A 13,700-nucleotide genomic window follows, 5' to 3' on the forward strand; every position below is an offset into this window, starting at 1 on the left:
ACACCCTAGTAAATAGCAAAATAGAATTAGTATTTTTACCTCCCTATAGCCCTAATCTTAATCCGATTGAACGATTATGGAAATTTATGCATAGAATTGTAACAAATAATAAATTTTACCATAATTTTGCTCAATTCTCAGAAGCTATAGATAGATTTCTTGTAATATTGATAAATACAAAGGTAATTTGCTTACTCTTATAACTGACCAATTTCAGACTATAACTTTTAATCATTTTGCCAACTCTTCAGGTTAATTGAGTATATATTTAAAGAATTCGAATATACTGCTTAAATAACCTGAGACATCGGTTTAATAGCCTAGGTGTCGGATGTCACCCCTGCTTCGGTGCGGGGTCTAAAAAAATAGCATAGATAGGTATGTTATATAGTTTTAGATCCCTGCCTTCGCAGGGATGACATAATAGCGAGTAGGGATGACATAACGACGGCAGGGGTGGCATCACCCCTAATGGCGATGATTACTTGAGCCTACTATTAATTTATTACATCGATACTCGAGGTTAGTAATAGAATTAATGTCACCCCTGCGTAAGCAGGGGTCTAAAAATGTTCAACTGTACTTCGATCTACTTTTTTTAGATCCCAGCTTTCGCTGGGATGACATAATGGTGATAGGGATGACATAACGGCGGTAGGGGTGACATCACCCCTAATGGTGATGATTACTTGAGCTTACTATTTATCCCTACGCCTTTGATGTCATCCCAAATTCACATAAATCGCTACGTCCTCACAGATTCAGTACCTTTTTTGATACCAGCTGGTTTGGGGGATGGAGGAGGAGCAAGGGGTTTGTCTCCATCTTTTGGGGTCATGGAGAGACTTCCTGCAATAGCTTTTACTTCTGACTGTAACTCTGGAGGGAATTTTGTCGCACCAACGTTAGCAACAGGGTTAGACGGTAACTTAGCCGATTCTCCTCTATCAAGATTTTCTTTAATCTTCTCTAGCTGCTTGATGACGTTTTGTTGTATTTCTTCTCTCTCCGCCTCATCATCATCAAACCCATCAAACTCCTTCCGAATAAATTCAACTAACCCATTAACATCTTTAACACCAGCCTGTTCCTTAAGCTTCTTAAGAGTAGGTCCATCGATCTTATTATCTGTAATAAGTTTCACAAGATCAGCAAGTTCATGTTCATCTTCATCATCATCACCACGAACTGCATGACGTATATTTGCCAAACCCTTCTTAAAGATATCCTCCGTTGAGTCAGGAGACTGAGTAGGTAGTGTTTTTTGTTTTTCCTCTAGTTCTTTTAGTACTTCCCCTGATTCATATAGCTTTTTTTCTTCCCTAATCTTTCCTACCCGCTTAATTTCATCTAAGAAGTCTCCCCCTCCTTCCCCTTGTCCTTTCGTTGTTGAGGCTATTACTTTTTTAAGTTGTATCCCCGTCTTAATTTGAGCAAATAAGTTTCCCCTCTCTTCTCCTTGTCCTTTCGGTGTTGCTACTGCTGCTTGCTTCTGATCTTGACCTGCCGTAGGTTCTACAGCCGGTGGAGGAGCTGGCGGTGGAGGCGGAGGTGGTGGCACACTTCCCGTTGTTTGCTGAGTAGCTTGTGGCAATGGAGGAGGTGGAGGTATATTACTTACAGGTGGTAACGGTGGAGGCGGTGGTGGAGTAGGTGCTGCCATAGCATTTCCTGCTGCTCGCTGAGCGGCATGTAAACCTTCTATCGGAGGAGGTGGAGGTATATTAGCTGTAGGTGGCAACGGTGGTGGTGTTGGTATATCTCTTCCCACTGCTTGCTGAACATCTTGGTTCTGCAACGGCACAGAATGTGTAGGAGGCAGTGGTGCTGGACGCAGTGTTGTATTTTGACCCGGCAATGGAGGAGCTGGAGGTATAGAACCAGGTAACGGAGGAGCTGGAGGTATAGCAGGTTCTGCTGCTTGCTGTACCTCTTGATTCTGCAACGGTGGCTGTGGTGCTTTATATTTAAGAGATTTAGGTGTCTGTTTAGCTTCCTCTCTATGCTGAATATTTTGTGAATCCTGCAATGATGTATGGGGAAGGGGTGAAGATGAAAGAGATCTTGGTATAGTGTTTTCCGCTGCTTGATGAATAGTTGGGTTCGGCATCGACGTAGTATGCATAAGTGGCGGAGGTGGTGGTGCTGGGCGTGTAGGTATTATTCGGTCAGGCATTGATGATGACATGGCTTGAGATTTAGTCTGATCTTGGCTTGTAGACAATGGCTGTGAAGCAGTAACTGCAGCTGAAAAAGTGGCTTCAAGCTCACTTCTTAAAGCTTCTACTTTGTCTGACCGTATGTTTATTAGATCTCTTCCTTTAAGCTTTTCTAATTCTTTCTGCAACCTATTTTTTCTAGCTACTGTTGCATCTTCTATGTTTTTACCAGTGATGTCTAATCCCTGATCAACCCTTTTTAATATTTCATTATTGTGGGTTACGGTGTCTTTTAAAATTTGTTCTGGAGTATTTACGAAAACATGCTTGATTTTTGCAGTGATTTTTTTAAGGCCGTCTAGCCATGTTGATGGTAATTTTTCCTGCAATTCTGCTAATTCTTTCTTTATGGAAAGAAGTTCTTTAACATTATCATTAGCCTTTACCAACTTAACTAGGTCGTGTTGTACGTGTGACAGTCTTATTCTTTCTTGGTATAGTGCCTTCGCTTCATCAGCATTATAAATTTGTGGTACAATTTGGCTAAAATTTTCAGCAGATATATCCAACTTTACTAAGGATTCTCTTAATCGTTTTACCCGTTGTAGTTGTTCTTCTGATAGTTCTTTGGTTATGATCTTATTAAATTCTGCTTGTAACTCTGCATCTATAATTCTTTGTAGAGATAAGTTTTTTTTACCTACATCTCTTAATGTATTGTCAATATCTTTGAGTACAACTCTGTTGGTTCTTCTCTTTTCTTCAGCAATTTCCTCATCATTTTTTATAAACAGATATTTTACTTGTGCGACAGTATGTACAAACCTTTCAAACCAAGGTAAAGAAGGGTATTCTTTCTTTAAATCTTCCACTTTCTGTTTTAGCTGTCTACTCTCGTCTAGTTGTTTATTAGCCTTTAAAAGATTCTCTACAGAATTTATTGTATCCAGTAATTTACCTTTCTCCTGTGATAACACACTTTCTATTTGTTGATCTTTATCTTTCGACATGCGAATACCTCCTTATATAACTTAAACTATAATTTGTGTTATATTCGATAATCAAGTTTTTATTAAGTTACATAATTCATGGCAGTTTGAAAATCATGAAAAGAAGCCGAGAAGATGTCATTCCCGCGTAGGTAGATGAATCTAAAAAATAGCCTAAAAGACTATTTAAACTTTTTTAGATCCCAGCCTACGCTGGGATGACATAAACTGCCATGAATTGTATCCTTCAGAAAAAAACTTGATTATCGGGTTATAAACACATTTGGTATTGTAAGCAGCTTTAAAGCAGCTTGTCAAATTAATACTTGAATTTTTTAGCATTTAGTACTATCATCTATGCTTTAAAAGCTCTTGGGAGAAAAAGATGAGTGAACTATTAGAACTTGCAGCAGAAATGCGGGAGAAATTTGGTACGGGAGTCGCAAGAGATCTACGTAGGAAAGGTATGGTTCCAGCTGTGGTTTATGGATCAGGTAAAGAAGTGTTAGCCGTTTCTATCGAAGAAAAAGAGATAACTAAGCATTATAGAAAACCTGGTTTTATCTCTACAGTTATTCAAATTAAAGTGGGTAGTAAAACGCATAAAGTGTTACCAAAGGCTGTAGAATTGCATCCTATTACTGACATAGTAAGGCATGTTGACTTTGTACATTTAGAGGAAAAGACCCAAAGAATGGAAGTACCGGTAGTTTATGAGGGTAAAGAAAGAGCTTTGGGAGTTAAAAGAGGTGGATTCTTTAATATAATAAAAAGAACTATAACTCTTTTATGTGATGTCAATAATATACCTAAAAATATTAATATTGATGTTACCAACATGCATATCGGTCAGTCTTTAAAAGCAAAAAGCATTAAACTTCCTGAAGGAGTCCAGCTAGCTAGTAAAAATGATTTTATTATTGCTACTATAATCGGTCGTAAGGGTAGTAAGTCAGAAGGTGAAGAAGCTGCAACTGAGGAAGTGAAGGCAGCAAAGTAGTTGTTTTTGAAGCTACGAGGTAACGAAAAACGATGTCATCCAATCCCTTAAATATAAGTGCAAATCGCTCTCTAATGATATTATAATATGCTTAAATCTGAAGACAAAGGGTATATAGTTGTTGTAGGTTTAGGTAATATAGGCAAAGAGTACCAAAATACTCGCCATAATGTTGGCTTTACAGCTGTGGAACGTTTATCAGAATACTATAAATTTTCTTGGAATAGCAAAGCTAAATTTCATGCAGAACTTGCACAAGGGATAATAGCTAGACATAAATTACTATTAGCAAAGCCTCTAACTTACATGAATCTGTCCGGTAAAGCAGTACAAGCAATATGTTCTTACTATAATGTCAAATTACAGAATATTTTTGTTTTACATGATGATATAGATTTAGAAACTGGTAGAATAAAATATAAATTGGCTGGTGGTAGTGGTGGTCATAATGGTTTAAAATCATTGGATCAGTGTATAGGAAATGATTATCATCGTATAAGAATAGGGGTAGGAAAACCAGCAGCGTATGATGATGTGTCGGATTATGTTTTAGCTTCTTTTTCTAAAGAGGAATATAAAATTATTGTTAATTCCATTGAAGTAATAATTAATAATTTTCGTTTATTGCTTTCAGGTGAAATGGAAGAGTTTAAAAGGAAGATCGTTTAAATATGAAACAACAATTAACTTGTGTCTATGCAGATGAGATGGATGCACAATATTCGAAGATAATGCAGGATGGATTAGATGAACATGCTAAAAACAAGAAGGGTCTTGATGCTGTCCAATCATTTTCCTTCTCGTGTTTTGATAATGATAAAAACTTTGTTGCTGGTATAAAAGGTGTACTTATTTATGGTTGTTTATACGTTGATACGTTATGGGTTTCTGAAGATTTTCGAGGTCAGAATTACGGTACTTTACTAATGTCCAAGGCAGAAAATCTAGCACGAGAGCGTAATTGTAGATTTATGAATTTGTGTACTACCGATTGGCAAGCTAGACCATTTTATGAGAAATTAGGTTTTAAATTAGAGTTTACAAGAAGGGGATATGATAAAGATTCAGAATTATATTTTTTAATAAAGGATTTGTGATAATCTGAATTCGATATATCATTTCCGCGTAGGCATTGCCCACGTGGATCAACTAGTATGTCATTCCCGCGTACTATGTCATCCCAGCTTCGGTGCGGGTTCTAGATTCCGCAGGGTAATTTAAAAGTCGGGCTACAAGCCTAATAGATAAAGGAAAAAGTGCTTAATATGCACTCGATGTCATTCTTAGCAACGGCGGGAATCTAAAAAAATAAGCCTGAAAGACTATTAAGTATTATGGATTCCCGCCGTTGCTAAGAATGACATAGATGGTGGTTGAATTTATATCTATAACAACTATTAATTATGACTTTTAAATTACCCTGAGATTCTGCACCGAAGCGGGAATGACATTAACCCTAGCAGGGATGATAGTCAATAAGAATAAAAAACCAAATGAATAAAAAATTATGACATTAAAATGTGGTATTGTTGGCTTGCCAAATGTAGGAAAATCAACCCTATTTAATGCCTTAACTTCAAGTATTGCAGCAGAAACGGCTAATTATCCTTTCTGCACTATAGAGCCAAATTCTGCTATAGTATCAGTACCGGATGTTAGGCTAAATGAGTTGGCAGCTATTGCTAATTCTACTAAAATTATTCCTACTTATATAGAAGTTGTCGATATTGCCGGTTTGGTAAAAGGGGCAAGTAAAGGTGAAGGTCTTGGTAATAAGTTTTTATCTCACATACGAGAAGTTGATGCTATTTTGCACGTACTACGTTGTTTTGAGGATATAGATGTTACTCACGTACATAATAAAATTGATCCAATATATGATGCTGAAATAATAGAAACAGAATTAATTTTAGCAGATTTTGAGTCGGTAGAGAAACGCTTAATAAATGCTGAGAAACGTTTAAAAACAGGTGATAAAACTTTAAAAGACCAAATAGAGTTATTAAAAGAAATTCAAGCAACTCTAACGATAGGTAAACCGGTGCGTAGCATGATAGGAACTTATAGTAAAGAGGCTTTGGATCAATTACAATTATTAACTTCTAAGCCGGTTTTGTATGCTTGCAATGTACTGGAACAAGATGCAGTTACTGGTAATAAATTTACGGAACTTGTAGCCAAAAAAGCTGAGGAAGAAGGTGCAAAACATGTTATTATTTCATCAAAAATTGAAGCAGATATTGCAATTTTAGAAAGTGACGAAGAGAAATCTGAATTCTTAAATAGTATGGGTCTTGTGGAAACGGGTCTAAGTAAAATTATCAAAGAAATGTATAACTTATTAGACCTAAGAAGCTTTTTTACTGTAGGTCCAAAAGAAACACATGGTTGGACTTTTCATAATGGTACGCTAGCCCCTCAAGCAGCCGGTATTATTCATACTGATTTTGAGAAAGGCTTTATCCGGGCTGAGGTTATTAGTTATGAGGATTATATAAATTTTAATGGTGAAGTGAAAGCCAAAGAAATGGGTAAAATGCGTTTAGAGGGCAAGGAGTATAAAATGCAGGATGGGGATGTGGTGCATTTTAGATTTAATGTTTAAATAAGGGATATGAGAAAATTATACCATTATCCTATTTGTCCATTATCACGTCAAGTTCGGGTGTATTTAAAAGAGCTAGATGTGCAGTTTACTATGGTTAAGCAGGATTATTGGCTTCGGGATAAGGAATTTTTGTCTTTAAATCAGGCGGGAACGATACCTGTCTTACAAGAGGTGTCCACCCTAATTATAGCAGGAATTTATCCCATCACTGAGTATTTACATGAAAAATATCCAAATTTTAATTTTATCGATGAAGATATTGATATTAGATGTGAAATTCGTAGGTTGCTCAGTTGGTTTAATGAAAAATTTTACCGCGAAGTAACAAAAATTATTATCGATGAAAAAATAGTAAGGTCCTTCTGCCAATTAGGTGGTCCTAGAACCGACTTTCTTAGGGCAGCAAAAAATAATCTATCACATCATTTAAGCTATATGTCAAATTTATTTGAAAAGCGTAGCTTTATTGCATCAAATTCTTTAAGTTGTGCAGATATAGCTGCTGCCTGTCATATATCGGTTCTAGATTATTTTGGCGAAATTAATTGGGACAAATGGCTGTCTATTCGTCATTGGTATGCAATCATAAAATCTAGACCTAGCTTCCGCTCTTTATTATACGACCAAATACCAGGTTTTACTCCACCCGTTTGTTATGCTGATTTAGATTTTTAGTGGTTGCGATACAATTGCTTTTATGATAGCTTCTAATAGTATAATAATCAAAATATAGAGGAGATTATGAGTAAAGGTGACGATAATAATCCAAAAGTGGATTCTCCACCGTCTTATCAGGAAGCTATAAAACCAAGTGTACCGTTTCATGATAAAGCTGTCGGTTTAAGTAATAGTGGTGTTGTTGGACCATTGGGAAATATAAACATAGCTTTAAATACAGTTGAAGAATATTTGAAACAGGTAGAAGAAAAACTAAAAGAAATTCCACAATTAAACGGATTAGATAAATTGCAAGGTGAAAAAACGCAAGAACTTTGGCAGGATTTTAAAAAGGGCTTTGACAAAGTAAAACAAGAGGTAAAAGGTTATACTGACACTCTAGCTGGTTCTCCTATCAAAGCTTTTGCTGATGAGAGAAATGCTGAAAATTACGCAAAAAGTCCAATTGGACGCCTAGAAAAATTTGCCAAAGAGCAATTAAAGAAAGTTGAAAAAATATTTGAAGGACCAACTAATGCAGTTAAAAACAATCCAATTTTAAATGCGGTAGGGAATGTGATACAATCTGCCTGTCATGCGGTTGTTACTATAGCTAAAGGTACTTTAAACAATGCGATAGCTACTGGAGAACTTGCCAAAAGTGTTGTTAATCTAGGTGTAGCAATAAAAAATACCATTGTAGGAAAAGGAGCGAAACAAACAACTATGGGCATTTAGTTTGACAACACCCTATATCCCACTTGTATTGATATATTCATGGATTTTTAGTAAATCATACCAAGTGGTTTTTTTCTGCATGGGTTGTCTAAGCAAATAGGCAGGATGGAAGATAGAAGTAGTTTGAATTGGTTTGCTAAGATACTGATTTGTGTATAAATAATATTCTTGTCTGATTTTACTTATACCAGCATTTTTGCCAAGTAAGCTGGTTGCCGCGACGTTTCCCACTAAAACAATTAGTTTTGGGTTTATTAAAGCAATATGTTTCTCAACAAAAGGTCTGCAAATATCTATTTCTTCTTGTGTTGGTTGGCGGTTGGCTGGTGGTCGCCAAAATACAGTGTTAGTAATATAGGCGTTATGTTCTCTTGAAATATTGATAGAGGCTAATACATTATCGAGTAACTTACCACTTTCACCGCAAAATGGTATCCCTTGTGCATCTTCGTTACTACCCGGTGCTTCCCCAATAAACATTATAGAGCTTTGTGGATTCCCATCAGCAAATACGGTTTTATTGGCCAATTTCTTTAAACCACAACCATTAAAATCCATTAGTAGTTTTTTTAGTTCTTCTAGGCTGCTAGCTGAGTCAGCCAAATCTCTAGCAAGCTGTATATTTGAATGTTCCTCCGAATTCGAATCCACAGGAGATTTTGTCGGCGTTTTTCTTAGGGGCATTTGAACTTCCTTGATGTTATTCCCGCTTCTCTTTATATCATCCCTACTCACCATTATGTCATCCCTGCGAAAGCAGGGATCTAGAATCTCTAAAGTACCCTTTCGGTCTATTTCTTTAGATTCCGCACTGAAGCAGAATGACATTGTTTCATCGTATATGTCCTTACTTCGTTCATTTCCGCTTCCCTTTATGTCATTCGAACTGCGGCGGGAATCTAAAATGTCTAAAACACCATTCCTGTCTATTTCTTTAGATTCCTGCTTTCGCAGGAATGACATTGTTTCATCGTATATGTCCTTACTCCGTTCATTTCTGCTTCCCTTTATGTCATTCGAGCTGCGGCGGGAATCTGGAATGTCTAATATTTTTTGCTTACTGCTTGATTCTGATAAATAATAATCTATACCAATTGCTTGCAACCATTTTAGTTGGTTGATTTTTTGTGTAAAATGCGTCATTTTATTCATTTAAAAAATATTTCGTAGTAGATGGAAGAATATAACGTACCAAAAAATTTAGATGGGTTTAGACTTGATAAGGCTTTGGTAAGTCTTATCAGTAAAACATCTAGAAGCCAAATTCAGAAGCTCATAAATGGCTTGCAAGTACAAGTTAATGGTTTGATTATTTCTGATTCCGACTTTAAGGTCAAGGAGAATGATCTTATTTCAGTATTTTTTAAAGAGCCTGAGCCTTTAGCAATGCAGGAAGCTGATATTAAACTTGATATTTTCTATGAAGATGAAGATTTAATGGTTATTAATAAAGCAGCTGGTATGACAGTGCATCCTGGTAGTGGAAACCATCAGGATACTTTGGTCAATGCTTTATTACACCATGCAAAATCTTTATCTAGCATAGGAGGATTAGAAAGACCTGGTATAGTTCATCGTTTAGATAAAGATACATCAGGATTGATGGTTGTCGCCAAAAATAATTTTGCTCATCAACATCTTGCCAGTCAGATAGAAAGTCGTAATCTTATACGCAAATATAAAGCATTAGTTTGGGGTATTATCAATCCACAACAAGGAGTTATAAGAAATAATATCGGGAGAAGCCGTTCGCTACGGCAAAAAATGACTATTTTGAAATTTGGTGGTAAAGAAGCAATTACTCATTACAAAACAGAGGAAATATTTTTTAATGGTATTATAAGTATGATAGAATGTCGACTTACTACCGGACGAACTCATCAAATCAGAGTGCAGTTGAGTCATTTAAAACATTCTGTAGTAGGAGACCAAACTTATGGCAAGAATAGCAGGAAAGTTAACTACAATTTTAGCATAGTACCACAAAAATTAATGGATTTCAAGAGGCAAGCATTACATTCTTGGTATATAAGTTTTTCCCACCCAGTGAGTGGTAAATTGTTGGAATTTCAATCACCTTTGCCACAGGATATTACGGAAATAATTACATGAATATAAAAGAATCCTTAATTTATGCTGCTAGCAAATTACAAACAGTAGGTATTAAATCAGCAAACCTAGAATCACGCATATTGATGCAGTATGTAACTGGTAAGTCTATCGAATATTTATTAGCAAGATCAGAAGAAGGATTGACCAAGCCAAAACAAATTATTTTTAAAAATTTAGTTAATAGACGTATATTATTAGAACCAATAGCCTACATTATAGGGTATAAAGAGTTTTATAGTTACCAATTTATCATAGATAATAAAGTGCTTATTCCTAGGCAAGATACTGAGGTACTTGTAGATGCGATTTTAAAGGATGTTATAACTGATCCGATTAGCATTCCTAGTCATTCCTGCGTAGGCGGGAATCTAGATCCCTGCATTCGTAGGGATGACATCAAGGAAGAGCTAACAATATTGGAACTTGGCACAGGTAGTGGTTGTATAGCTTTGAGCTTGTTACTGGAAATGCTAAATGCTAATATCAATGGCAATGTAACTGCGACTGATATAAGTAACGAAGCGATTGCTATAGCTCGTCAAAATGCTATAAAACATAAAGTTTCTGATAGATTTAAAATAATTAATAGTAACTGGTTTGAAAATTTGGAAAAGCAAAAATTTGATATTATCGTAAGTAATCCACCATATATTTCTTTTGATGATACTGTTTATATGTCTCCTGAGACTCTAAAATATGAACCCCACTTAGCCTTATTTGCCGAAGATAATGGATTAGCCTCATATTACATAATCGCTAAAGAAGCCAAGGGATTTTTAAAACAAAATGGTAAATTATTCTTAGAGATTGGTTTTAATCAATTGGCAGCTGTTACAGAAATTTTTGTTAGTTATGGTTATACGGTTAAGCAAGTTTATAAGGATTTGGAAGGTAGAGATAGGGGGTTGCTAATAGGTATGGCTAACCTGGAAAATGTTTGAGGTATAGTAATGATAGAATCGATGTTCATATATGGACGAGTAGGAGTGACCTGTACTATGTCATCCCTGCGAAGGCAGGGATCTAAAGAAATAGACAGGAAGGGTATTTTAGATATTCTAGATCCCTGCCTTCGCAGGGATGACAATATTGTGAGTAACTACAACTGTAGGGTGTGTCATCAATTAAGTTGACAGGAGCGTTTATTTGTTGTGTAATAGAGAAAAAATTAAGGATAAATTTTCTCTATGCGTCGATATGCTCTACGTGACGATCAATGGGATCGGATTAAAGATAAGCTACCTGGAAGGGAAGAGTCTGTTGGTGTAACAGCCAAGGATAATCGCCTATTTGTAGAAGCAGTCTTGTATCGATATAGGGCTGGTATACCTTGGAGAGACCTACCTGAACGTTTTGGAGATTTTCGAGTGATTCACCTACGTCATTCAAGGTGGAGCAAGACAGGTGTGTGGAAAAAGGTTTTTGAGATGCTGGCTGAAGATGCTGATAACGAGTATGCCATGATTGATTCAACCATTGTTAGGGCTCATCAACATAGTGCCGGTGCTAAAAAAAAGAGTTAGATGATGACCAAGCAATTGGACGAGGTAAAGGGGGGCTGAGTACTAAAATCCATGCCACATGTGATGCTCTAGGGAATCCAACGGGATTCCATCTTACCCCGGGTCAAGCTCATGATTTGCAAGGATCTGATGTTTTGATGAATGAATTGACGAAAGCGGATGCTGTACTTGCTGATAAGGCTTATGATGCCGATGTACGTATGCGAGATAAGCTGAAAGATAAGGGATGTATAGCTGTGATTCCCCCAAAGAAGAATCGTGTGAATCCAGCTAAGTATGATAAGGACCTATATAAAGCTAGGCATTTGATTGAGAACTTTTTTGCAAAATTGAAGCAATATAGAGCTATTGCAACACGATATGACAAAACATCTCAGAACTTTTTGGGTGCTGTTTATATGGCTTCCATGGTAATTTGGCTCAATTGATGACACACCCTAGTATTAATTAGATAAGTTTTAAATTTAAGAGAATTATCATGCAACAATTTAGTCTTTACCATACTGCTGAAGGATTACTATATAAGACAACCTACCTTTTAGTAGAAAAATCTTATCATAGTAATTTAAGGATTGTAGTTTTAACTCCGGATATTGAGGTGCAAGAATCACTAAACAAGATGATATGGACATATTCTAGGAAACAGTTTATTCCGCATGGCAGTAAACTTGATCCATTACCAGAAAAACAACCAGTCTATATTACTAATCAGTTAGAGAATCCTAATCAAGCTACCATTCTAATAATCATTGCCCCATTTGATATTGAAGAAATTCTTAATAACAAACACTATGTTGCACATTTTCAAAGAATAATTATAATATACGATGGTTTGGATAATTTAAGTCTAACAGTTAAAGCAATAAATGAACTAACTATTGCGACACCGATGATTGACTGTTATAAACAGAGTCCAGTAGGAACATGGAGTAAGATTTAACCATTTCTACCAAGTGTGCAAGTTTTGTTAACTTAAACAGCCTCGGTGTCATCCCATAACTGTTGAAAGTTAGTAAATACAGCTTCTTTATACGTCATTGCGAAAAGACCGTAAGGCCGACGAAGCAATCCAGTAACATCATTTATCTATAGATTGTTTCCTGGATTGCTTCGCTTACGCTCGCAATGACGCTGTGGTATAGGTATTTGTAAACTTTCGACAGTTGTGGGTGTCCCAGCGTAGGCAGGGGTCTAAAAATGTATAACATCCTTCTAGGATATTTTTTTAGATCCCGCACCGAAGCAGGGATGACATCGAAGGTGCAGGGGTTGACATAGTGGCTAGTAGAGATAACATCATTTGTAGGGAATACATCAGTCCTCGTGGAGATGGCATGAAAGAAAATAAAAAATATTATAGCTGGTTAACAATAATATTTTGTTTAATAATTAACAGCTATTCAATTATTTATGCTTCTAATACAAATATTGAAAATAGATTTGCGACAAGAATTGCTATTGTAGATATACACTCTATTCTAGAACATTCTGTAGCAATCCAGTCTATAAGAAAATCTGTAGACCAAATAAGCGAAAAAATTCGACAAGATCTATCAAAGAAGGATGGAGAACTAAAAGAAATAGAGAATCTATTAATGAGAAAACGTAACTCTTTAAGTGAATCAGCTTTTGAACAAGAATTTAGTCTTTTTGAAAATAAAATAAATATAGCACAAAAAGAAATACGAGATAGGAAAGTACGTCTTGAGCAAGCCCATGCTGAGGGCATAGGGAAAGTACAAGAAGCAATAACAAAGATTATAAGTGCTTTAGCAGAAAAGTATAATCTTGATCTAGTTATACCTAGTACTCAAATTTTATTTGCTAAAAATAGTCTGAATATTACGCAAGAAGTAATAGCAGAACTAAATAATGAACTAAAACATGTTACAATTAAATACGAATAATTTGTTA

Annotated in this window: 13 protein-coding genes and 1 pseudogene; 12 read left to right on the top strand and 2 right to left on the bottom strand. The window is 35.9% G+C overall.

Translation table 11 applies throughout. From position 1 onward, the window contains the following. Positions 1 to 14 precede the first annotated feature (14 nt). Positions 15 to 93, top strand: a pseudogene (locus tag AAGD29_RS10225) (transposase); the annotation flags it as partial. A 652-nt stretch (positions 94 to 745) separates the two neighbouring features. Here the strand turns inward: AAGD29_RS10225 and AAGD29_RS03045 are convergent. After that, positions 746 to 3,169 (bottom strand): hypothetical protein, encoded by a 2,424-nt coding sequence (locus AAGD29_RS03045; protein ID WP_341758466.1) that lies wholly within the window; start codon positions 3,167 to 3,169, stop codon positions 746 to 748. Positions 3,170 to 3,533: 364 nt separating this feature from the next. Between AAGD29_RS03045 and AAGD29_RS03050 the strand changes: the two genes are divergently transcribed. The 6 genes from AAGD29_RS03050 to AAGD29_RS03075 all read left to right on the top strand — a co-directional run bounded on the left by AAGD29_RS03050 (position 3,534) and on the right by AAGD29_RS03075 (position 8,151). Then, positions 3,534 to 4,148, top strand: coding sequence for a 50S ribosomal protein L25/general stress protein Ctc (locus tag AAGD29_RS03050; protein WP_341758467.1), 615 nt, complete (start codon positions 3,534 to 3,536; stop codon positions 4,146 to 4,148). Between the two features lie 87 nt (positions 4,149 to 4,235). Beyond that, positions 4,236 to 4,817, top strand: a complete 582-nt coding sequence (pth, locus tag AAGD29_RS03055; RefSeq protein WP_341758468.1) for an aminoacyl-tRNA hydrolase — start codon at positions 4,236 to 4,238, stop codon at positions 4,815 to 4,817. A 2-nt stretch (positions 4,818 to 4,819) separates the two neighbouring features. Further along, entirely contained in the window at positions 4,820 to 5,245 is a 426-nt protein-coding gene (locus AAGD29_RS03060) for a GNAT family N-acetyltransferase (protein WP_341758469.1), read from the top strand. A 410-nt stretch (positions 5,246 to 5,655) separates the two neighbouring features. Next, a complete protein-coding gene (gene ychF / locus AAGD29_RS03065; protein ID WP_341758470.1) occupies positions 5,656 to 6,753 on the top strand; it encodes a redox-regulated ATPase YchF in 1,098 nt (365 codons plus the stop codon). A 9-nt stretch (positions 6,754 to 6,762) separates the two neighbouring features. Next, positions 6,763 to 7,431 carry a glutathione S-transferase family protein gene (locus AAGD29_RS03070; RefSeq protein WP_341758471.1) on the top strand — a complete coding sequence of 223 codons (669 nt, stop codon included), beginning with the start codon at positions 6,763 to 6,765 and terminating at the stop codon, positions 7,429 to 7,431. A gap of 66 nt (positions 7,432 to 7,497) precedes the next feature. Continuing rightward, positions 7,498 to 8,151 (top strand): hypothetical protein, encoded by a 654-nt coding sequence (locus AAGD29_RS03075; RefSeq protein WP_341758472.1) that lies wholly within the window; start codon positions 7,498 to 7,500, stop codon positions 8,149 to 8,151. A gap of 12 nt (positions 8,152 to 8,163) precedes the next feature. Here the strand turns inward: AAGD29_RS03075 and AAGD29_RS03080 are convergent, their stop codons facing one another. Then, entirely contained in the window at positions 8,164 to 8,835 is a 672-nt protein-coding gene (locus tag AAGD29_RS03080) for a uracil-DNA glycosylase family protein (protein WP_410521186.1), read from the bottom strand. A 489-nt stretch (positions 8,836 to 9,324) separates the two neighbouring features. Between AAGD29_RS03080 and AAGD29_RS03085 the strand changes: the two genes are divergently transcribed. The 5 genes from AAGD29_RS03085 (at position 9,325) to AAGD29_RS03105 (ending at position 13,693) form a co-directional block, all read left to right on the top strand. After that, positions 9,325 to 10,263, top strand: a complete 939-nt coding sequence (locus AAGD29_RS03085; RefSeq protein WP_341758473.1) for an RluA family pseudouridine synthase — start codon at positions 9,325 to 9,327, stop codon at positions 10,261 to 10,263. Then, positions 10,260 to 11,204 carry a peptide chain release factor N(5)-glutamine methyltransferase gene (gene prmC, locus AAGD29_RS03090; RefSeq protein ID WP_341758474.1) on the top strand — a complete coding sequence of 315 codons (945 nt, stop codon included), beginning with the start codon at positions 10,260 to 10,262 and terminating at the stop codon, positions 11,202 to 11,204. Before AAGD29_RS03085 ends, prmC begins: the two co-directional genes overlap by 4 nt. Positions 11,205 to 11,450: 246 nt before the next feature. Further along, positions 11,451 to 12,214, top strand: a protein-coding gene (locus AAGD29_RS03095) for an IS5 family transposase (RefSeq protein WP_341757317.1) whose coding sequence is annotated in 2 segments (ribosomal slippage) — positions 11,451 to 11,783 and positions 11,786 to 12,214 — 762 coding nt in all. Because the reading frame shifts where the segments join, the coding sequence is not laid out codon by codon here. Positions 12,215 to 12,264: 50 nt separating this feature from the next. Then, positions 12,265 to 12,726, top strand: a complete 462-nt coding sequence (locus AAGD29_RS03100; RefSeq protein ID WP_341758475.1) for a DNA polymerase III subunit chi — start codon at positions 12,265 to 12,267, stop codon at positions 12,724 to 12,726. Positions 12,727 to 13,120: 394 nt separating this feature from the next. Beyond that, positions 13,121 to 13,693, top strand: a complete 573-nt coding sequence (locus AAGD29_RS03105; protein WP_341758476.1) for an OmpH family outer membrane protein — start codon at positions 13,121 to 13,123, stop codon at positions 13,691 to 13,693. Positions 13,694 to 13,700 lie beyond the last annotated feature (7 nt).

Origin of the sequence: Candidatus Tisiphia endosymbiont of Ditula angustiorana, from assembly GCF_964026425.1 — a bacterium.
GTDB lineage: Bacteria > Pseudomonadota > Alphaproteobacteria > Rickettsiales > Rickettsiaceae > Tisiphia.